The organism is Aquibium oceanicum (genome assembly GCF_001889605.1).
Lineage (GTDB): Bacteria > Pseudomonadota > Alphaproteobacteria > Rhizobiales > Rhizobiaceae > Aquibium > Aquibium oceanicum.
Map to the genome: position 1 here is coordinate 4,824,808 of NZ_CP018171.1, position 21,206 is coordinate 4,846,013.

19 protein-coding genes and 1 pseudogene are annotated in these 21,206 nt (G+C 66.6%); 16 read left to right on the top strand and 4 right to left on the bottom strand.

Features of this window, described 5'->3' with window-relative positions; genetic code table 11:
* Positions 1-5: 5 nt before the first annotated feature.
* From BSQ44_RS23570 to BSQ44_RS23610, 9 genes are all read left to right on the top strand, one after another.
* Positions 6-1,880, top strand: coding sequence for a heavy metal translocating P-type ATPase (locus BSQ44_RS23570; protein WP_335622602.1), 1,875 nt, complete (start codon positions 6-8; stop codon positions 1,878-1,880).
* Between the two features lie 32 nt (positions 1,881-1,912).
* Entirely contained in the window at positions 1,913-2,236 is a 324-nt protein-coding gene (locus BSQ44_RS23575; RefSeq protein WP_072607479.1) for a c-type cytochrome, read from the top strand.
* A 24-nt stretch (positions 2,237-2,260) separates the two neighbouring features.
* On the top strand, positions 2,261-2,710 hold the full coding sequence (trxC, locus tag BSQ44_RS23580) for a thioredoxin TrxC (protein WP_072607480.1): 450 nt from the start codon (positions 2,261-2,263) through the stop codon (positions 2,708-2,710).
* 13 nt (positions 2,711-2,723) lie between these two features.
* Positions 2,724-4,007 (top strand): MgtC/SapB family protein, encoded by a 1,284-nt coding sequence (locus BSQ44_RS23585; protein WP_072607481.1) that lies wholly within the window; start codon positions 2,724-2,726, stop codon positions 4,005-4,007.
* Between the two features lie 74 nt (positions 4,008-4,081).
* On the top strand, positions 4,082-4,468 hold the full coding sequence (locus BSQ44_RS23590; RefSeq protein ID WP_072607482.1) for a hypothetical protein: 387 nt from the start codon (positions 4,082-4,084) through the stop codon (positions 4,466-4,468).
* A gap of 254 nt (positions 4,469-4,722) precedes the next feature.
* Complete coding sequence (locus tag BSQ44_RS23595) at positions 4,723-6,243, top strand: PAS domain S-box protein (RefSeq protein WP_083534888.1); 1,521 nt, start codon at positions 4,723-4,725, stop codon at positions 6,241-6,243.
* The gene (gene fixJ / locus BSQ44_RS23600) at positions 6,230-6,847 is read left to right on the top strand and encodes a response regulator FixJ (protein WP_072607484.1); all 618 of its coding nucleotides are present in this window, start codon (positions 6,230-6,232) and stop codon (positions 6,845-6,847) included. The genes BSQ44_RS23595 and fixJ overlap by 14 nt, the downstream gene beginning before the upstream one ends.
* 110 nt (positions 6,848-6,957) lie before the next feature.
* Complete coding sequence (locus tag BSQ44_RS23605; protein WP_072607485.1) at positions 6,958-7,335, top strand: response regulator transcription factor; 378 nt, start codon at positions 6,958-6,960, stop codon at positions 7,333-7,335.
* An 81-nt stretch (positions 7,336-7,416) separates the two neighbouring features.
* Positions 7,417-8,073 carry a helix-turn-helix domain-containing protein gene (locus tag BSQ44_RS23610; protein WP_072607486.1) on the top strand — a complete coding sequence of 219 codons (657 nt, stop codon included), beginning with the start codon at positions 7,417-7,419 and terminating at the stop codon, positions 8,071-8,073.
* Between the two features lie 15 nt (positions 8,074-8,088).
* Here the strand turns inward: BSQ44_RS23610 and BSQ44_RS23615 are convergent.
* A pseudogene (locus BSQ44_RS23615) lies at positions 8,089-9,344 on the bottom strand (flavin monoamine oxidase family protein).
* A 235-nt stretch (positions 9,345-9,579) separates the two neighbouring features.
* Here BSQ44_RS23615 and ugpB point away from each other — a divergent pair.
* The 4 genes from ugpB (at position 9,580) to BSQ44_RS23635 (ending at position 13,817) form a co-directional block, all read left to right on the top strand.
* Complete coding sequence (gene ugpB / locus BSQ44_RS23620) at positions 9,580-10,890, top strand: sn-glycerol-3-phosphate ABC transporter substrate-binding protein UgpB (RefSeq protein ID WP_072607487.1); 1,311 nt, start codon at positions 9,580-9,582, stop codon at positions 10,888-10,890.
* A gap of 81 nt (positions 10,891-10,971) precedes the next feature.
* The gene (ugpA, locus tag BSQ44_RS23625) at positions 10,972-11,856 is read left to right on the top strand and encodes a sn-glycerol-3-phosphate ABC transporter permease UgpA (protein WP_072607488.1); all 885 of its coding nucleotides are present in this window, start codon (positions 10,972-10,974) and stop codon (positions 11,854-11,856) included.
* A gap of 81 nt (positions 11,857-11,937) precedes the next feature.
* A complete protein-coding gene (gene ugpE / locus BSQ44_RS23630; RefSeq protein ID WP_235633445.1) occupies positions 11,938-12,741 on the top strand; it encodes a sn-glycerol-3-phosphate ABC transporter permease UgpE in 804 nt (267 codons plus the stop codon).
* A gap of 5 nt (positions 12,742-12,746) precedes the next feature.
* Positions 12,747-13,817, top strand: coding sequence for a sn-glycerol-3-phosphate import ATP-binding protein UgpC (locus tag BSQ44_RS23635; protein ID WP_072607490.1), 1,071 nt, complete (start codon positions 12,747-12,749; stop codon positions 13,815-13,817).
* 70 nt (positions 13,818-13,887) lie between these two features.
* Here BSQ44_RS23635 and BSQ44_RS23640 read toward each other — a convergent pair whose 3' ends face one another.
* From BSQ44_RS23640 to BSQ44_RS23650, 3 genes are read right to left on the bottom strand one after another with little or no spacing between them, the layout of a single operon-like run.
* Entirely contained in the window at positions 13,888-14,979 is a 1,092-nt protein-coding gene (locus tag BSQ44_RS23640) for an ABC transporter substrate-binding protein (RefSeq protein ID WP_072608254.1), read from the bottom strand.
* Between the two features lie 29 nt (positions 14,980-15,008).
* The gene (locus tag BSQ44_RS23645) at positions 15,009-15,686 is read right to left on the bottom strand and encodes a TetR family transcriptional regulator C-terminal domain-containing protein (RefSeq protein ID WP_072608255.1); all 678 of its coding nucleotides are present in this window, start codon (positions 15,684-15,686) and stop codon (positions 15,009-15,011) included.
* A gap of 32 nt (positions 15,687-15,718) precedes the next feature.
* Positions 15,719-16,510, bottom strand: coding sequence for a methyltransferase domain-containing protein (locus BSQ44_RS23650; protein WP_072607491.1), 792 nt, complete (start codon positions 16,508-16,510; stop codon positions 15,719-15,721).
* A 176-nt stretch (positions 16,511-16,686) separates the two neighbouring features.
* Between BSQ44_RS23650 and BSQ44_RS23655 the strand changes: the two genes are divergently transcribed.
* From BSQ44_RS23655 to BSQ44_RS23665, 3 genes are all read left to right on the top strand, one after another.
* A complete protein-coding gene (locus BSQ44_RS23655; RefSeq protein WP_072607492.1) occupies positions 16,687-18,306 on the top strand; it encodes a phytoene desaturase family protein in 1,620 nt (539 codons plus the stop codon).
* Positions 18,293-19,876, top strand: coding sequence for a phytoene desaturase family protein (locus BSQ44_RS23660; RefSeq protein WP_072607493.1), 1,584 nt, complete (start codon positions 18,293-18,295; stop codon positions 19,874-19,876). Before BSQ44_RS23655 ends, BSQ44_RS23660 begins: the two co-directional genes overlap by 14 nt.
* Positions 19,877-19,973: 97 nt before the next feature.
* Positions 19,974-21,206: an aminomethyl transferase family protein gene (locus tag BSQ44_RS23665; RefSeq protein WP_072607494.1), complete on the top strand. Its 1,233-nt coding sequence runs from the start codon at positions 19,974-19,976 to the stop codon at positions 21,204-21,206.

Below are 21,206 nucleotides of genomic sequence, written 5' to 3' on the forward strand. Positions count from 1 at the left end.
AAAGCTTGCTGCGCAGGGCGTTGCTGCTCCTTGCAGTGGGCGGCCTTCTCGCGGGCTTCCTTCTACCGGCAGATAGCGGCCGGCTTTCGCAGGACCTCGTCTGGACCGCCGCGACGCTGCCGCTGGTCCTGACACTTGCAGTCTCCATCGTGCGGGACTTCTGGATCGGGCGCTTCGGTGTCGACGCGATCGCGCTGGTCTCCATGTCGGCGGCGCTGCTGCTCGACCAGGCGCTGGCCGCCGTGGTGGTGGCAATCATGTATGCCGGTGGCAGCGTTCTGGAGGACTTCGCCAGAGGCCGGGCCGAGCGCAACCTGAAGGCGCTCACCGACCGGTCGCCCCGCTTCGCGCGGCGGCTCGCAGGCGGCAAGCTGGAGGAGATACCGGCCGATGAGGTGGCGGTCGGCGACGAACTCCTGGTCCGCGCCGGCGAAGTGCTTCCGGTCGACGGGGTCCTGCTCGATGAGCATGCCTCCATCGACGCGGCGGCGGTGACGGGCGAGCCGCTTCCCGAGCGGTGCCGGCTCGGCGACGTTCTCCTCAGCGGCACCGTGAATGCCGCCGAGAGCTTTCGCATGCGGGCGACCGCCATCGCGGGCGAAAGCACCTATGCGGGGATCGTGCGGATGGTGCAGGCCGCGCAGACCGCCAAGGCGCCCTTCATGCGCATGGCGGATCGCTTCGCCCTCCTGCTCCTGCCCGCCACGCTCATCATCGCCGCAGCCGCATGGCTTGGTTCGGGAGACCCGATCCGTGCGCTGGCCGTGCTGGTGGTCGCGACCCCCTGCCCGCTGATCCTGGCCGCGCCGGTGGCCTTTATCTCCGGCGTCTCGCGTGCCGCGCGCGCCGGCGTCCTGATGAAGGGAAGCGCGGCGCTCGAGGCGCTGGCCCAGACGAAAACCGTCATCTTCGACAAGACCGGAACGCTGACCCATGGCGGTGCCGGGCTGCTCGAGATCGAGGCCGCGCCGGGACGTGACGGCGACGAGGTTCTGCGACTGCTCGGGTCCCTCGAGCAGGCCTCGGGCAACGTGGTCGCCCTCGCGGCGGTGGAAGCTGCGAGGAGCCACGCGCTCGCCCTGTCGCCGCCGCGCGAGGTGAAGGAATCTCGCGGCTCGGGGTTGCAAGGCATCGTGGACGGGGTCCGCGTGATCGCCGGGTCGCGCGCATTCGTGTGCGGCACGGAACCACTGCCGTTGTGGGCGGAGAAGACGATCAAGCGCTACGAAGGTCAGCCGGTGCTTACCGTTTATCTGTCGGCGAACGGGATGCTCGTGGGCATATTCGTGTTCGGCGACGGCGTGAGGGCAGATGCGCACGCCACCATCGCCGCGCTGCGCCGAAACGGCATCGGCCGCGCAGTGATGCTGACGGGAGACGACGAGGCCGCGGCCGCGCGCGTCGCGGCTCCGCTCGGCCTCGACCGGGTGCTCGCCGGCGCGACCCCGTCCGGCAAGGTGGACGTCGTGCGCGAGGAGCGCGCGAGCGCGCCGACGCTGATGGTCGGCGACGGCATCAACGACGCACCGGCGCTCGCAGCCGCCACGGTGGGGATCGCGATGGGCGCGCGCGGCGCGACCGCCTCCTCGCAGGCGGCCGACATCGTGATCCTGACCGACAGCCTGAAGCCGGTGGCCGAGGCCGTCGCGATCGCCCGCCGCACCCGTGCCATCGCCTATCAGAGCGTCGTCACTGGCCTCGCCCTTTCCGGTATCGCGATGCTCTTCGCCGCCTTCGGCTATGTCACGCCGGTCGCCGGGGCGCTTCTGCAGGAGGGGATCGACGTGGCGGTGATCGTCAACGCCCTGCGGGCGCTACGCGGCGGCGTGGGCCAGTCGTCGTTTGACGCCAATCAAGGACGCATGCGGCAGCCGGCCTAGAGTGCGATAGTGGTGCGGGTGGGGAGTGATCTATGAAGACCAAGGAGCTTGCAGTCTGTGCGGCACTGGCGCTTACCTGCGGCAGCGCGATCGCGGGCGATGCGGAGAGCGCCTTCCGCGGCAAGCGGATCGCCGAGGCGAACTGTGCCGAGTGCCACGCCATCGCGCGGTCCGATGCAGGCGCAAATCCGAGGGCACCGGCCTTCGGGGACCTCGGCAAGCTGCGGTCGCTGGAGACCCTGCGGCAGGAGATGCTCGGCGGATTGTTCCTGCGCCACGCGGTGATGCCGGATTTCGAGCCGGATGCCACGCAAGCGGATGACATCGTCACCTATATGGAGAGCATCCAGGAATGATCCCGGGCGCGAGGAGGAACCAGGATGCTTGAGGAAAGCCTGATCGTTTGCAGCAAGTGCGCTGGCGTCAACCGGGTGCCGGCTTCGCGCCGCCCGGAGGACGCCAAATGCGGCAAGTGCCACGCGCCGCTGTTTTCGGGACATCCGGAGGACGTTGACGGGGCGACCTTCGAGCGGCAGATCGGCCGCAGCAGCGTGCCGGTGCTGGTCGACGTCTGGGCCCCGTGGTGCGGCCCCTGCCGGATGATGGCGCCCGCCTTCGAGGCGGCGGCGCGCGAACTGGAGCCGAGTGTGAGGCTGATCAAGCTCAACTCGGATGCCGAACAGGCCGTGGCAGGCAATCTCGGCATCCGCGGCATCCCGACGATGATCCTCTACCATGGCGGCAAGGAAATCGGCCGCGCCTCGGGCGCGATGAACACTTCCCAGATCGTGCGCTGGACCCGCGACCACCTTCCCATGGCGGACGCCTGAAGAAGCCCAAGCGATGGATCCCCTCATTCCGCGGCTCGGGCTGGCGCTGGCGATCGGACTTCTGGTCGGGCTGGAACGCGGCTGGCGCGAGCGCGACGCGCCGGACCGAAGCCGCACGGCGGGCATCCGCACCTACGGAATTTCGGGGCTCACCGGCGGGATCCTGGCGGCACTGGCGCAGCAGTTCGCAAGCGGGCTGATCCTGGCGGCAGGCTTCCTCGGCTACGGCGCGGTGCTTGCCTGGTTCAAGGCGCGCGAAGCCGCGCACGACGAGGACTACAGCGTCACCGGGGTGGTGGCCGGGCTCGCAGTCTTCGCGCTCGGTGCATTGGCCGTGGTCGGCGACTACGTCGCGGCGGCGGCGGGCGGCGCGTTCCTCGCCGCCGTGCTGGCGAGCCGCGAGGTGCTGCACGGGCTGCTGCGCCGCCTCACCTGGATCGAACTCCGCTCCGCCCTCGTGCTCGCCGTAATGACGGCGATCGTGCTGCCGATCCTGCCCGACCGCACCATCGACCCCTGGGGAGGGCTCAACCCCCACGAGATCTGGTTCTTCACCGTGCTGACGGCAGCCATCTCCTTCCTCGGCTATGCCGCGACGCGAATCTTCGGCGCGGCGCGGGGGCTCCTCGTCAGCGCCCTCACCGGCGCCATCGTCTCGTCCACCGCCGTGACGCTCGCGCTCGGCCGCGCCGCGAAGGCGGAGGGCGGGGCGGAGACGGGACGGTTCGCCGGCGCGGCCTGCTTCGCGGCCATGGTCTCGGTCCTGCGCGTTGCGGTGGTGACGCTGATCATAGAACCGGGCGTGCTCGCATATACGGGGCTGCCGATCCTGGCCGCCGCGGCGGTCCTCGCCGGAGCGGGGACCTTGCTGCTCATCCGCGCCGCCGGCGGGAGCGCGCTCGAACCCGCAACCCGCAACCCGTTCGACGTCGGGCCCCTGCTCCTGTTCGCCCTCCTATTTGCGATCGTCTCCACGGCGAGCGCGGCGATCGCGGGGCTGATCGACGACCGGGGCCTCGTCGCGGTGTCCGCCATCTCGGGCACGTTCGACGTCGACGTGGCGGTGCTGAGTTCGCTGCGGCTGGTAGGCCAGGCGGTTCCGGCGGAGACTGTCGCGGTCGCGGTCCTGCTGGCGCTGGCGGCGAACGCGCTCGGCCGCCTGTTCGTCGCGGCCGTGGCCGGCCCCGTCCGCTACTGGACGCCCCTCGTCGTGGCGAGCGCCGCCGCGGCGGCGGTCGGATACGGCGCGTTCGTGCTTGCGCCCCATCTGCGCCTGGTACTCGCCCCGGCCGGCTGACCGCCGCTTTTGATGCCGATCAAGGCCCGGCTTTCCCGCCTCGCTAACAGTCGCGGCAGGAAAGGAAACCACCCATGACACAGTTGAAGGACCTCACCCCGAAATTCCGCCACGTGCGCCTCCTGCTCGCGCGGGAGAAGGGGCACCCTGACGGTGACCGCGAGGAGGGCTACGACATCCTCGTGCCGCTCGAAACCGAAGGCCACCTCGACCCGGCCGAGTGGAAGAAGCATCAGGACGTCTGCCGGGTGAGGCATTTCCGCCATGGCGCCGACGATCGCATCGGCCGGCTGCGCCGCAAGCCCGGCGGCCAGTGGTACTTCGACTATGCTGAAGGCGATCGCGACGACGAGGTCGGCTTCCGGCTCGGCGAGGAACGCTTCGTGACCGGCGAATACGTGTCCGTCAGCAGCGGCGGCGCCATGCACACCTATCAGGTGGCCCGCGTCGAGAAGCCCTAGCGCTACGCAGGCGGCCGACACCGGACCCCGGCCTGGCCGATCTGCCCGGCCGGGGTCTGCCGTTATCCCCGCTGCACCTGCCTTTGCCCGGATGGATCATTGACCACGCAGGGTGGAAGTTGCCAGTATCGGCGCATCGAGGAGTGGTTGCGCAGTGATGCCGGTCGAGATTGCGCCTTTGGACGAAGCGTTTCCCGCGCGCGTGCGCGGCAAGGCCGTGAGCGGAGGGAGCAGGCGGACGGCCGGACGGGCCGATGCGTTCTAGCCCCGGTTCCGAGACCGTGCGGCGGAGTGCTTCCGCGACGTTGCTTGCCGAATGCCGCGGCGCGACCGCCTACGGCGTCGCGGCCGGAGCGGTGCTCGTGCTCTTCGTCATCCGCTATCTGCTTCACGGGTTCCTGGAGGACGGTGCCGTCTTCACGCCCTTCGTTCCGGCGATCCTGATCGCGGCAACGTTATGTGGTCTCGGGCCCGCGGTGCTGTCGCTGGCGCTCTCGCTCGGCGGCGCCTGGTACTTCGGCACACTCGACGCCGCCGGGACCATCGGCCCGGTGGAATTCGCCGTCCACGCGGCGGTTGGCCTGGCCACGATCGCGATCGGCGAAGGCGTGCACCGTGCCCGCACCATCGCCGCCCGCACCCAGGCGATGCTCGAGGAACGCGAGGCGCATCTCAAGTCGATCCTCGACACGGTGCTCGACGCCACCGTCGTGATCGAGAAGGACGGCACGATCGTCTCGTTCAACTCCGCCGCCGTTCGCCAGTTCGGATACAAGTCCGACGAGGTGATCGGGCAGAACGTACGCATGCTGATGCCCGAACCCTATCGCGGCGAGCACGACGGCTACATGCATCGCTATCTCGTGACCGGCGAAAAGCGGATCATCGGCACCGACCGCGTTGTGGTCGGCCGGAGGAAGGACGGTTCGACGTTTCCCATGAAGCTCGCGGTCGGCGAGATGAAAGCCAAGGACAGGCTCTACTTCACCGGCTTCATCCGCGACCTGACGGAGCGGGAGGAATCGGAAGCCCGCCTCCAGGAGGTGCAGGGCGAGCTCGCACGGCTGGCGCGTCTGAACGAACTGGGCGAAATGGCCTCGACGCTGGCGCACGAGCTCAACCAGCCGCTCTCGGCGATCGCCAACTATGCGCAAGGCTGCAGCCGGCTCCTGCGCAATGTCGAGGACGAAATGGCCTCGCGCATGCGCGAGGCGCTGGAGGAGATATCACGGCAGTCGCTGCGGGCCGGACAGATCATCCGGCACCTGCGCGAATTCGTCATGCGCGGGGAAACCGAGAAGACCGCCGAGGACATCCGCAAGGTGGTGGAGGAAGCCGGCGCGCTGGCGCTCGTCGGCTCGCGCGAGCGTGGTGTCCGCACCGTCTTCGACTACCACCCCGGCGCGAGCCTCGTGCTCGCGGACCGCGTCCAGGTCCAGCAGGTGCTGATCAACCTGATGCGCAACGCCATGGAAGCCATGCGCGACAGCGACAAGCGCGAATTGACGATCCGGACCTTGCCCGACGGCGGCGAAATGGTGGCCGTGGAGGTGTCGGACACCGGACCGGGCGTCTCGGAGGAGATCGCGGCGCGACTGTTCCAGCCCTTCGTCACCTCGAAGGCCGGGGGAATGGGGATCGGGCTTTCGATTTCGAAGCGAATCATAGAGTCCCATGGCGGCCGCATGGAAGCGAGCCCCAATGCCGGCGGCGGGGCCACCTTCCGCTTCACCCTGCCGGCAATCAGGAACGAGGGCTCCGATGGAGAGAGGTGACTACATCGTCCACATCGTCGACGACGAGGAACCGGTGCGCAAATCGCTGGCCTTCATGCTGACCGTTTCCGGCTTCGCGGCGCGCCTGCATGAGTCGGCGACGGCCTTTCTTGCGGCCGCACCGACGATCCGCGACGGATGCCTGGTGACAGACCTACGCATGCCCGACCTCAGCGGCGTCGACCTGATCCGGAAACTGAAGGATGCGGGGGTGAACATTCCGGCCATCGTCATCACGGGCCACGGCGACGTGCCGATGGCTGTGGAGGCGATGAAGGCTGGGGCGCTCGACTTCATCGAGAAGCCTTTCGAGGACGAGGTGCTGATCGCGGCGATCGAACGCGCGGCGCGGGAACTCGACCGCAACGCCGGCGGCCAGGATGTCCATGCGATCCTCGAGCGGCTCGGCCAACTGAGCGAGCGGGAGCGCGAGGTGCTCTCGGGCGTGGTGGCGGGCCATGCCAATAAGACGATCGCCTACGACCTCGACATCAGCCCCCGGACCGTCGAGGTCCACCGCGCCAACGTGATGGCCAAGATGGAGGCGCGCAGCCTGCCGGAGCTGGTGCGGATGGCGCTCGCGGCCGGTTTCGGTCTGAAATAGCTTCTGCCCCAGCGCAATTTTGATTTGGCTCAAGGTGCATTCCGCCGCATCGGTGTAGACGATTCCCCCTTGCCGGACCTTTCGTCCGCGCATGCGCGGGAGAAAAGACGTTGCAGCCGCCGAAGACCGTTCTGGTCGTAGTTCCAGCCGCGGAACTTCGCAGATCGATCGAGTTCACCCTCGAAGCGGAGGGCCTGAAGGTCGTTTCGCACGACGGCTTCGGCACGTTCTTTTCCGCGCCGGAGGAGGTCGGCTTCTCGTGCGCGATCGTGGACGAGGATGCGATCGTGGGCGGGGAACAGAGCCTGGCGCGGCTGGCCGAACTGGCCGGCGCCTCGCGCCCCGTCGTGGTGCTGCTGGACAAGCTTCCCGTCCCAGCCGGAAAGTTCGTGTTCCGGTCGCTGCCGAAGCCGCTCCTGGGCCCGGCGCTCATCGAAGCGATCTCGGACGCTGCCCTCGAAGCGGTGACGACGACACCGTCTACGTAGTTCCCCGTAGGGACATGACCGAATTTCGCCCGCCGCCGATTTGGGCGAGGTTCTTCCCGACACCAAGAGCGGGAGCGATCGATGACCATCCACACCTCCAGGGAATTCCGTAGCGCCACTCCCCTCGGCACCGGAGCCGGGACGGGCTTCGAGGCGCTGCTGCCACCATCTTCTGTGCAACCCGCTACGCTCTACGCGGCCGGGTCCGAGATCTATGCCCAGGGCGAGAAGGCCGGCGACCTCTATCAGGTGGAATTCGGCGCGGTTCGCGTCTACAGGCTCCTGGCCGACGGACGCCGCCAGATCGCTGCCTTCCATCTCGCCGGCGAGGTCTTCGGATTCGAGACCGGCAAGACGCACCACTTCTTTGCCGAGACGATCGGCGCGACCGGCATCCGCGTGATCCGCCAGCATGCCGGTGCCGACGCATCCCGCGAACTCCTTCCCCTCGCCCTCGAGAGCCTTGTTCGGGCACAGGAACATCTCCTGGTGCTCGGCCGCCAGAACGCCGCCGAACGCGTGGCAGCCTTCCTGATGGACATGGCGGCGCGCCAGGGCGATCTGGAGGAGATCGAACTGCCGATGTCGCGCGGCGACATCGGCGACTATCTCGGTCTCACCATCGAGACCGTGTCGCGCGTTTTTTCCAAGCTGAAGGAGAAGGGCATCGTGCGCCTTCCGAGCCTTCGCAAGGTGAAGATCGTCAAGATGCAGACCCTTCGCGACATGAGCGAGTAGACCGGGACAGACGGCTCAGGCCTGCGAAAGAAGCCCCATGACCTGGCGCGCCGCCGCGCGTCCGGCGATGATGGCGCCTTCCACGTAGCCGGGGAAGCTCGGCGAGAGTTCCGAGAAGGCGAAGCGGATGCGCGAAAAGCCTTCGCGCAGAACGGCCTCGGCGTCCGTCGCCGCGACATCCATGATCACGTCGCCATAGCCGCCGTCTTCCGGCGCCATCCAGACGCGCAGGTCGAAGGCAGCTTGGTTGCGCGCCTGCGGTCCGAGCGCCGCGGCGAGGCGGGCGGAGATGTCGTCACGCATCTCCTGTTCCGACAGCCCCCTCATCGCCCTCGCGGCCGGGCCGCCGGCAAAGAAGGAAAGGGTCGGTCGATCGTCGGACTGGCTGGTGTCGCAGGCGAAGAGCCCGACCGGATCGTGCCACATGACCACACCGCTCCTGCCCGCCTCCCGCCAGAAACGGCGGGATAGCGGATTACGGCCTTGACGACGCTGCCCGAGGCCCAGGCGTCGAGCGCGTGGCGCAGCCGCGGCGCCGGCACGGGATCGAACGCGATACGCGCAGCCGCCGCCGGGGGAACGGCGAGGACGACGGCCTTTGGCTCGACGAGCGACTGCGCTGTCCTGACTTCGACAAAGTTCCCGGATTGGCGGAGGGCGATCACCCCTTCCCGCAGCCGCACGTCGAGGCCTTCGGCAAGGTCCTCGGCGAGCGAATGCATGGTCTCGGTGATCTGGTACTGCAACTCCGACTGTTGGTTGGTGATGCGGCGGTCGGTCTCGGCGAGATGCCACAACGGCATGTCCTCCAGTGCATGGCACCAGAGGCCTTCGATCATGGATCGAAAGCCGGCTTTCTGAACCGCACTCTCCGGCTGCTTTGCCAGCCACCCGGCAACGGTGAGCCCGGCGATCGCGGGATCGGCGGGGTCGATACGGTTCAGCCTCTCGCGAAGCGCGGTGGCCCCCTGCCCGGCCAAGGCGAAATCGCGCTGCGGCAGGGGCGGCTGCGCGATGTCGTCGCCCTCAAAGGAGGTCTCCGCCAGCGTCTTTCCATGGCGGCGCGCGAGAGCCATCACCTCCGGCATGTCGTCGCACAGGAACTGTCCGCCCGTGTCGAAGCGCTCGCCGAGCCCGTTCACCGCCGATTCCACGCGCCCGCCGACGCGGTCGCGTGCCTCCAGCACCAGTGTGCGAAAACCCTTGTCCGTCAGTTCCCGCGCGGCCGAAAGGCCAGCGAACCCGGCGCCGACGACGATGACATCCATCATGATGATTTCCTGTTCCGGTATCGCTTATCCACAGACGCCGAACCTGGCCAGCATCGATGGCAAGCCCTCGTTGCCGCGCGTTTGCGCGGCGCAGCGTCGCTGCCGGGTTCGCTTCCTTTTCGTCAGCCGGCGAATGTCATCGAAGTGAAACAAAACTGTTGTCCCGGCGTCGCACAGGAACGATACTCCCATCCGCGGAATTCCCCTCCGCCAATGAAGACATCGGGAGTGAAACATGTCTCTTCGCACCACGACAGCGGCTTTGTCAGCCGGCTTTCTCATCTTTTCCGCCGTCCCTTCCCTAGCCGTAACGGACATTTCCTGGTGGCACGCCATGACGGGTGCCAACAACGAGGTCGTCGAGACCCTGTCGAAGGAGTTCAACGAGAGCCAGTCCGAATACAAGGTCACGCCCGTCTTCAAGGGCACCTATCCCGAGACGCTGAACGCCGGGATCGCGGCGTTCCGCGCCAACCAGACACCGCACATCATCCAGGTCTTCGACGTCGGCACCGGCGTCATGATGTCGGCCGAGGGCGCCGTGAAGCCTGTTGCCGAGATCCTGTCCATGGGCGGCGGCACGTTCGACAAGAGCAAGTACCTGCCGGGCATCGTCGCCTACTATTCCAAGCCCGACGGCACGATGCTCTCCTTCCCCTACAACTCCTCCTCGCCAATCCTCTACTACAACAAGGACGTCTTCGAGAAAGCCGGCCTCGATCCGGCCAATCCGCCCAAGACCTGGCCGGAAGTGTTCGACGCCGCCCGCAAGATCAAGGAAAGCGGCGCGGCGGCCTGCGGCTACACCACGACCTGGCTGACCTGGATCGGGCTCGAGAACTTCTCGGCCTGGAACAACCTGCAGTACGCCACCAACGAAAACGGCCTGGCGAGCACGGACATCGAACTGACGTTCAACACCGAGCCCTTCGTCAGGCACTTCCAGAACATCGCCGACCTGGCGAAGGAAGAGGTGTTCCGTTACGGTGGCCGCACCTCCGAGGCCAAGCAGCTCTTTCTCTCGGGCGAATGCGGCATCTTGACTGAATCGTCGGGCGGTCTCGGCGACGTCGTGAAGTCGGGCATCAACTACGGCATCGGCCAGCTGCCTTACTATCCCGACCTCGAAGGCGCGCCGCAGAACACCATTCCCGGCGGCGCCAGCCTCTGGGTCTTCGCCGGCCATGACGACGCCGAGTACGAAGGCGTGTCGGCCTTCTTCCAGTTCCTCTCGCAGCCCGAGATCCAGCAGCGCCTCCACCAGGCGTCGGGATATCTCCCGGTGACCATGGAGGCCTACGAGGCGACGAAGGCGTCGGGCTTCTACGACAAGAACCCCGGCCGCGAGACCCCGATCACCCAGATGATGGGCAAGGAGCCGACGGCGAACTCGAAGGGCATCCGCATCGTCAACATGCCGCAGGTCCGCGACATCGAGAATGAGGAATTCGAGAAGATGCTCGCCGGCGAACAGACCGCGCAGCAGGCCCTCGACAACGCGGTGGAACGCGGCAACGCGGCCATCCAGCAGGCGCTCGGCAACTAATAGAAGCCGGCATTCGATCCCCTTCCCGCCCGCGTGGACAAGCCGCGCGGGCGGACATCGATTTTTTCCGAAGGATAGCCCGTGACGGCACGCGGCACATTTCCCCACCGTCTGCTGCCCTACCTGCTCCTGGCGCCGCAGCTCGCCATCACCCTGGTTTTCTTCTACTGGCCGGCCGCGCAGGCGCTCTATCAGTCGCTGCTGCGCGAGGACCCGTTTGGGCTGAAGTCGCGCTTCGTGGGGCTCGCCAATTTCAAGCGCGTGCTCGCCGAGCCGAGCTATCTCAATTCGGTCGAGGTGACCGTGATCTTCTCCGTCGCCACCGCCGTCAGCGCCATGGCGATCGCGCTGCTTCTGGCGACCATGGCCGACAAGATCGTCAAGGGCCGCGGCATCTACCGCACGCTGATGATCTGGCCCTATGCGGTGGCACCGGCGATCGCCGGCATGCTGTGGCTGTTCCTGTTCAACCCGACCATGGGAACCTTCGCCTACATGCTGCGCTCCACCGGCTACAACTGGGACCCGCTGCTCAACGGCAACCAGGCGATGGTGCTGATCATCGCGGCGGCGGCGTGGAAGCAGATCAGCTACAATTTCCTGTTCTTCGTGGCGGGGCTACAGTCCATCCCCAAGACGCTCATCGAAGCCGCCGCGATCGACGGGGCCGGCGAGACCAAGCGGTTCTGGACCATCGTCTTTCCCCTGCTGGCGCCGATCACCTTCTTTCTGTTGGTGATCAACACCACCTATGCCTTCTTCGATACCTTCGGCATCATCCATGCCGTGACCGGCGGCGGACCGGGCAAGGCCACAGAGACGCTGGTCTACAAGGTCTACAACGACGGCTTCGTGAACCTGCAGCTGGGCACTTCGGCCGCGCAGTCGGTCATCCTGATGATCATCGTCATCGCGCTGACGGCCGTGCAGTTCCGCTACGTCGAAAAGAAGGTGCACTATGGCTGACGCCGGCCTGCTCTTTCACGGCAGAGGGCTGGCGCCGTGATCGGACAGTCGCGCAGCCGCACCGTCGTGGCGCATCTGGTGATGATCGTCGGGATCCTCATCGTCGCCTTCCCGATCTACTACACCTTCGTCGCCTCGACGCTGACGCTGCGAGAAATCCTGCGGCCGCCATTGCCGCTGCTGCCGGGCGGCGAGTTCTTCCACAACTACTACACGGCCCTTTTCGGCGGCATCGGGCGGATCGGCGGCGTGGGCGTCGACCGGTTGCTGATCAACAGCACGATCATGGCGCTTGGCATTGCGGTCGGGAAGATCGTGATCTCGATCCTGTCGGCCTACGCGATCGTCTTCTTCCGGTTTCCGCTCCGGATGTTCTTCTTCTGGACGATCTTCATCACGCTCATGCTGCCGGTCGAGGTGCGCATCCTGCCGACCTACAAGGTGATGGTCGACCTCAACCTGATCGACACCTACACCGGGCTCATCCTGCCGCTGATCGCGTCCGCGACCGCGACGCTCTTGTTCCGGCAATTCTTCATGACCATCCCCGCCGAACTCCTGGAGGCGGCGCGGGTCGACGGAGCAGGTCCGTGGCGCTTCTTCAAGGACATCCTGCTTCCCCTGTCGCGCACCAACATCGCGGCGCTGTTCGTGATCCTCTTCATCTACGGCTGGACGCAGTATCTGTGGCCGCTGCTGGTGACCAACAGCAACGACATGAACACGATCGTCATCGGACTGCGCAAGATGATCTCCTTTGCCGACGCCGACACGGAATGGCACCTGGTGATGGTGACCTGCATGCTGGCCATCCTGCCGCCGGTGCTGGTGGTGGTGCTGATGCAGCGCTGGTTCGTGCGCGGCCTCGTCGAAACCGAGAAGTGATCTGAATGGCAACCGTCGATCTGAAGAACGTCAGGAAAACCTATCCGGGAGGCGTCGAGGCGGTCAAAGGCGTCTCGATCGACATAGCCGATGGTGCGATGTGCGTGCTTGTGGGCCCGTCCGGCTGCGGGAAGTCCACGCTGCTGAGAATGGTCGCGGGGCTGGAGACGATCACCGCCGGCGACATCTCGATCGACGGCAAGGTGGTGAACGCCATCGGTCCGGCCGAGCGCGACATCGCCATGGTGTTCCAGAACTACGCGCTCTACCCGCACATGAAGGTCTACGACAACATGGCCTACGGGCTGCGCAACCGGGGCATGGACAAGGCCGAGATCGACAGGCGGGTGAACGAGACCGCCCGGATCCTCGAACTGTCGAACCTCCTGCAGCGGCGACCGCGCGAGCTTTCCGGCGGGCAGCGCCAGCGGGTCGCCATGGGGCGGGCGATCGTGCGCAGCCCCAAGGTGTTCCTGTTCGACGAGCCGCTGTCGAACCTCGACGCCAAGCTGCGCGGCCAGATGCGGGTCGAGATCAAGAACCTGCAGCGGTCGCTCGGCGTGACCTCCGTCTACGTCACCCACGACCAGCTGGAGGCGATGACGCTGGCCGACAAGCTGGTGGTCATGAACGCCGGCATCGTCGAGCAGGTCGGCGCGCCGCTCGACATCTACGAGAAGCCGGCGAGCACCTTCGTGGCGAGCTTCATCGGCGCGCCACCGATGAACCTGCTGCCGGTGACGGCAAATGGAACGGGGCTCGCCTTCGCGGACGGCTCCGCCGTCGCGGGCGACGGATTCGCGGGAAGCAAGGTGGCGCAGGTCGGCTTCCGGCCGGAGGACGTGGTGGTGGGCCAGGCGGACGGCGGGCTGTCGCTGGACTTCAAGGCCGTCGCGGTGGAGCCCGTGGGAGCGGAGAGCTTCCTGCACGGCACCGCGGCGGGAAGCCCGGTGATCGTGCGCGTCGCGGGCCGGGCGAGCGCCAGGCCGGGAGACAGCATTGCGATCTCCGTACCCAAGGCGAAGCTCCACGCCTTCGACGCGGCTGGCAAGAGGATCGAGCCGTCGCATCCATGATGCGACGGCTCGCTGCGGACGCCGGCCGCGATCCGCCCCCGCGAAGACCGGCAGCGGCGCCCGCGAAAGGTCAGTAGCCGGCTTTGATCTTCTCGAACTCGGCGATCATCTTGAGCTTGAGTTCCGGCGGCAGGGGCGACTGGAAGAGCGTCTTGTCGACGAACTTGTCCACGCTCGCATAGCCCTTCTCCTCCAGCACCGCGGGATCGACGGCGGACATGGACTTGGCGTTGCCGTGACCGTAGCCCCAGTCGTTGACGAGGTACTTGGCGACTTCCGGATCGGCGTTGACGGCGCTCAGGTAATCATAGGCCTTGTCGAGGCTGCCGGGCGCATCCTTCAGGAGAACGTAGCCGCAGACCCAGGTGGTCACGCCTTCCTCCGTGTTCTTGTTCATGGCTACCGGCTTGTCGTCGAGCTGGAGCTGGGTCGCCGCGTCGTTCCAGGCCCAGGCGAGATCGACCTCGCCGCCGCCCATCGCCTGGACAATCTCGGTGTTGTCGGTCCAGTACATGCGTACGTTCTTGTGTACCTCGCGCAGGAAGTCCGACGCCTGCTGGAACTGCTCGTCCGTCATCTGCGTCCAGTCCGTGAGACCGATGGCGAGCGAAGCCAGCGCATAGGCATCGTCGACATTGTCGGGAAGCGAGACGCGGTCCTGGAACTTGGGATCGGCGAAAGCCTTGAGGCTTCCAACATCCTCGAGCGCGATCTTCTCGGTGTTGTAGGTGAGCGAAGTGTTGCCCCAGTCCCAGGGCATGAACCACGCCTTGCCGTCTTCGGTCGTGGCGAGATCCTTCATCGACATCAGGCCCGGCAGGAGATCATCCCATCCTTCGATCCGGGACGTGTCGAGCGGCTGCAACAGGCCCGCCTCGCGCCATTTCGAGACGCTCTGCGAGCATGGATGCGACAGGTCCGCCTTGAAGCCGGAACGCAGTTTCTCGAACGCCTCGTCCTCGTCGCCGAAGAAGGTGAAGGTCGGCGAATCGCCATACTTTTCGGTGTAGCGCGGATGGAAGGCGGGGTCCTCATAGCCGGACCAGTCGAAGATGACGAGATCGCCGTCGGCGGCGAGCGCCGGCCCGATCACAGGCAGTGTCAGAAGGCCGGCGAGCGCCAGCGCGGTGGAATGTCCCAGTCGTTCCCTGAAGGTCTTCATCATGCATGCTCCCATTTTTCGTTTGATTTTCATGCTGGTTTGATCTTCCCGCCTGCCTCCCTTGCGAAATGCTTCGGGAAGGTGGCCGAGAGCATCTCGGCCGCCGCGGCGAAAGCGGTTTCGCGGGAAACTTCCTCGGTGCTCATCATCAGGCGCAGCCAGAGCCCTTCCAGCATCGCATTGATGGCGAGCGCCGTCGCGCGCGGTTCGATGGCGTAGCCGCCCTGGTCGCGAAGCCGCGTGCAGATGTCGACAAGCACGTTCTGATAAGTCTGGTCGCGCGATCCACAGAGCGCCTGATAGGTCGGGCGCGACTTCGCCTCGCCCCAGAAGGCGCACCATGCGGCGAGCTTGCGGCGGTTGCACACCGCGCGATCGAAATCGGCCGCGCAGAGCGCCCAGAGCTGGCGCGCCGGATCCTCGCCGGCCTTGTCGAGCGCCGCGCGCCAGTGCGCCGCATACTCCTCCGACATGAACTGCAGGGTGGCGACGAGCAGCTTTTCCTTGCTCTCGAAATGGAAGTTTACGATGCCGCGCGACAGGCCGGCGCCGTCGGCGACGTCGGCCAGCGTCGTCTCGGCATAACCGCGCTTCGCGAGCGAATCGATCGTGGCGTCAATTAGCTGCTGCCTGCGGACTTCCTTCGAGGCCTTGCGTCCCTTCTTCTCGGCATCGGGCCGGCGGTCGCTGACCGTCGTTTCGGACATGATGGCGTCACTCTGTTTGGGTGCGAGCAGCATCAGCCCGGCTTCCTCCCTCTCAGATGAGTGGGACGGTGCTCGCCGCTGTCAAGCACCTTCTGCATCGCTTCCCATGTGTGGATGTTCTTGTCGACATAGGCTTCGCCGACGGCCGCCGCTGCTCTTTCGTAGAGCGGACCCTTCAGTTTCTCGAGCTCGGCGCGGGCGACATCGCGGTACCACGGATTGCGGTCGACCGTGGTGACGGCGACGAACCCCGCCTTCTCCATCGCCGCGCGGTAGCGTTTGGGAGAGGCCATGGCGAAGCTCAATCCCTCCGCCGCGACATAGGCCTTCATGTCCTCGGACGGCTCTCCGTCATGGGAGATCATCCAGTCGCTCGCAGCGAATTCACCGCCCGGCCTGAGGATGCGGAAAATGTCCGCGAACAGCGCGTCCTTGTCCGGCACGTGCAGGAGAGCATCCTTGGAAAAGACGACGTCGAAGCTGGCGTCGCGAAAGCGCAGCCGGCCGGGCGGGGCCTGGATGAAGTCCACCCGACCCGAAAGGCCGCGCCGCCAGGCGCGGTCGCGCGCCGTCACGATCACCGGCTCCTCCACGTCGAAGCCGGTGGCGTGCGCCGCGTCGTGGCGCTCCACCAGATGCATGGTGATGCCTCCGGCCCCGCAGCCGATGTCGAGCACAGTCTTGCCCATTAGAGACATGCCGGTGAGCACCCGGTCGACCTCTTCGGGACCGCCCGGCGACAGATAGCCTTCGCCCCACAGCGCCTCGAGGAAGCGGATGGCGGCATCGTCGTATTCGGGCTCGCTCACCAGCGGTTCATCCATACTCCTATTCCCGGTCTCCGATCTCGTGCGACAAGGATGAAAAACTACCGCAAAGCCTAGCGCACCATGAGGAAAACGCAACCTCGTTTGTTGAACATTCAATCAAAATGGCTGGACAGGCGCGGATCGCTCATGCCAGATTTGCGCCGAGAGAGCAGGTTTCGTCAGGCAGACGCATGAAGGAATGGGACGCCATCGTCGTCGGTGCGGGGCATAACGGCCTCGTCAACGCGTGCTATCTGCAGCGCGCCGGTCTCGACGTGCTGGTGGTCGAAAAGAACGACTGGATCGGCGGCGCCGCGGTCAGCCGTTCGCTGACACCGGGCTTCACCTATTCGAACTGCTCTTATGTCTGCTCGCTGTTCCGGCCCGAGATCATGCGCGACCTGGAACTGCCGCGGCACGGGCTGCAGGTCATCGCCTACGAGGGCGGCGCGGTGTTCACGCGCGACGGCGACTATCTCGCCAACTACCGCGACCACGACGCGCACCGGCGCGAGTTCGCCCGCTTCTCCCCACGCGACGCCGAGGCCTACGACCGCTATTCACGCGACGTGACGCGCCAGTGCCGCTTCATCCAGCCGCTGCTCATGCGCACCGCGCCCGACCCCACCTCGCTCCGGCCGCGCGACCTCGGCGAACTCCTGTATCTCGGCCGGAAGTTCGCGGGGCTAGGCGCCGACGAGATGGCGCGGACGCTACGGTTCTGGACCATGTCGATCGCCGACTTCCTCGACGAGTATTTCGAGACCGACGTCATCAAGGCGTATTTCGCCCTCTCGGGCATCATCGGCACCGCGCTCGGGCCGATGTCGCCCGGCACCGCCTACATCCTGCTGCACCACTACATGGGTGAGGTCGACGGCTCGGTCGGCGCATGGGGTTTCGCGCGCGGCGGCATGGGCGCGGTGAGCAACGCGCTCGCCGCCTCCTTCCAGGCGTCCGGGGGAACGATCCGCACCGGCGTGGAAGTCGCTAGCATCCTCGTGCGAGACGGCAAGGCGCAAGGCGTGGTCCTGGCCGGCGGCGAGGAAATCCGTGCGAAAATGGTGGTATCGAACGCCGACGTGAAGCGGACTTTCCTGACCCTGGTCGAGGAACGCGACCTGCCCGAAACCTTCCTGCGCCAGGTGAAGAACTTCAAGATCCGGGGCTCGTCGGGCAAGGTCAACATCGCTCTGGACACGATGCCGGAGTTTCCCGCCCTGCCCAAGGATTCGCCCTGCATGCAGGCCGACCTGCACTTCACTGATTCGATCGAGCGGATGGAGCGCGCCTACGACGACTGGAAGGACGGGCGCTGGTCGGCCGACCCGTTCCTCGACGTCGTCATTCCGACCACGCTCGACCCGACGATGGCGCCGCCGGGAAAACACTTCATGTCCTGCTTCGTGCAGTACTGTCCGCCGAAGGTGGAGGGCCGCGACTGGACGGACGCCGACCGCGACGCCTTCGGCGAGACTGTGATCTCGCAGATCGCGGAATATTCGCCGGGCTTCCGCGACCGCATCGTGCACATGGAGGTGCGCACACCGCGAGAACTCGAGGCGGAGGTGGGGCTGACCGAGGGCAACATCTTCCAGGGCGAACTGACCTTCGACCAGTTGCTGTTCAACCGCCCGGTACCGGGATACGCGCAGTACCGCTCGCCGATCGGCGGGCTCTATATGTGCGGCTCGTCGACCCATCCCGGCGGCGGCGTCATGGGCGCGCCCGGGCGCAACGCCGCGGCCGAGATCCTGCGCGATTTGAAGCGCGGCGCCAAGCACATGAGCCCGGCCCATGACGTCATCTGAGGCGACGAAGTGGGACACGATCGTCATCGGCGGCGGCCATAACGGCCTCGCCTGCGCCGCGGCACTCGGCCGCAGCGGCCGCAAGGTGCTGGTTCTGGAGGCGGCGGACGCACCGGGAGGCGGCGCCTGCACGCACGAATTCGCGCCCGGCTTCCGCGTCTCCGGGCTGGCGCATATCGTCAACCGGCTGCACCCGGAAATGGTGAAGGGTCTCGACCTAGCCCGGCACGGTCTCGCTTTCGAGAGCGGCCCCGGCGCGTCGTCAACGGCACTTTCGCCGGACGGCAATCCGCTGACGCTTTCCGGCGCCTATGGCGAGACGCTGGAGGGCGCGGTGGACGGCACGGAAAAGGCGGCATGGTCCGAACTGCGGGCGCTGCTCTTCCGCCAGGCCAGAATCCTGAAGCCGTTTTTGTCGCGCCGCCCGCCGGATCTCGCCTCCATGAACCTGTCGCAGGCGTCCGCGCTCGGCTCCGCCGCGCTGTCGCTGCGCCGTCTCGGCAAGGAGGACATGCGCGAGTTCCTGCGCATGATGCTGATGAACGTCGCGGACGTTCTCGACGAACACCTCGCCGACGACCGGTTGAAGGGACTGGTCGCCTTCGACGCGACGCTCGGCGCGCATCTGGGGCCACGTTCGCCGACCTCACTGCTCGGACTCTATTACCGACTGGCAGGGGAGACGGGAGGTGTCCCCGGCGCACAAGCGATGCCGAAGGGCGGGATGGGCGCGGTTGTCGCGGCGATCGCCAGCGCGGCGGGTGCCGCGGGCTGCACCGTGCGCTGCGGCGCCGACGTGCGGCGGATCATCGTCGAGAACCATCGGGCAGCAGGCGTGATCCTCGAAGACGGCGAGGAGATCCGCGCCCGCACGGTGGTTTCTGCCATCAATCCGCGTACGACGTTCATCGATCTCGTCGGCGCGCGCCATGTCGGCACCGGCTTCGTGCGCGCGCTTAACAACGTCCGGATGAAGGGGGACGCGGCCAAGCTGCATCTGGCGCTGGACCGGCCGCCCAAGATTGCCGGCGTGAGCCCGGAGGCGATGCGCGGGCGACTGGTGATCGCGCCGTCGGTCGACCACGTCGAACGCGCCTTCAATCCGTGCAAGTATGGTGAATTCTCGCCCGAGCCGGTGATGGAGATCACCCTGCCGAGCCTGACCGACGCCTCGCTCGCGCCAAGCGGCGCCTGCGTGCTTTCGGCGGTGGTGCAGTATGCGCCGTATGCCTTGAAGGAGGGGTGGGAAACGGGCAAGCCGAAGTTCCAGGCGGCGATCCTCGATGTGCTGGAGCGATACTCGCCCGGCATTGGCAAGACCGTTCGCCACGCCGAACTCCTGACCCCGGCCGACATCGAGGCGCGGTTCCGCATGCCGGGCGGGCACTGGCACCACGGCGAGTTGCAGGTCGACCAGATGCTGATGAACCGGCCGGTGCACGGCGCCGACGGCTACGACACGCCGCTGGAGGGGCTGTTCCTTGCCGGCGCTGGCTCACATCCGGGCGGCGGCATCTCCGGCGCGCCGGGATGGAACGCGGCCAAGCGTATCATCGAGATGCGGGTGTGAAGATGACCGTCGGTTGCGTCAGCTTTCCTGTATTTGCCTATGCCATCGCGTCGCGCTCGGTCGCCTTCGCCGGCACGAAGCAGAAAGGCGCGGCGGCATGATCGCGATCGAAGAAAGCGCCACCGCGGCCCGCATCGCACGCCAGGATCACTGGCGGACCTTGCGCCGCGAGACGCCGTTCCACCCGCGGCTGGCCGCACTCGCCCACACCAACGACTGGTACAACTGGGCCGGCTGCAAGGCGCCGCACTCGCTGTGGGACGAGGAGCTCGAATACTTCGCCATCCGCAGCCAATCGGCGCTGTTCGACATCTCGCCGATGGTCAAGTACCGCATCGAAGGACCGGAGGCCGAGGCCTGCCTGGAACGGGTGATGGTGCGGAACGTGGGCAAGCTCAAGCCCGGCCGCGTGCATTACACCTGCTGGTGCGACGACGAGGGGCACGTGCTCGATGACGGCACGCTGTTCCGCCTCTCCGAAACGCGGTTCCGGCTCTGCTGCCAGGAGCGGCACCTGCCCTGGTTGCTCGACAGCGCGGCCGGCTTCGACGTCACGGTCGCGGATGAGACGGACGAGGTCGCCGGGCTGGCGCTGCAAGGTCCGACCTCCTGTGCCCTGCTGCGCGACGCCGGCTTCGAAGGCATCGAGCGGTTGAAGGCGTTCGACATCGCCGAGTTCGCGCATGAGGGCGGCGCGGTGACGATCTCGCGGACCGGCTTCACCGGCGATCTCGGCTACGAGCTCTTCGTGGATGCCGCAGCGGCGCTTTCTCTGTGGGACCGCCTGTGGGAAGCCGGGCGGCTGCGCGGTCTGCGCGCCATCGGCTACGCTGCACTGAACCGGGCGCGGATCGAGGCAGGTTTCATCGTCGCCAATGCCGACTTCGTGACTGCCGAGCACGCGGTGCGCCAGGATCGCGTGCGCATGCCCGACGAGATCGGACTCGGGTGGATGGTGGACGCGGAAAAGCCCTTCTTCAACGGCCGGCGCGCCATTCTCGATGCGCGGCGGAAGGGTACGCTGAAGCACATCCTGCTGGGGCTGGAGGTCGAGGGCAACGTGCCGGCCGAGCACGCGATCGTCTATCACGGGAAGAAGAAGGAGGCGGGGCTCGTCTCGGCCGCGATCTGGTCACCGCTCGCCAAGCGCAACATCGCCATCGCCAGCCTGACGCGCCCATACGGCGACACTCGCAACGACGATCTCTGGGTAGAGATCTATGCCATGCGCGAGCAGCAATACATCAAGATGATGAAGCGGGCGAAGGTGGTGCCGCGCCCGTTCTTCAAGCTCGACCGGCGCACGGCCACACCGCCCGCGGATTTCTGA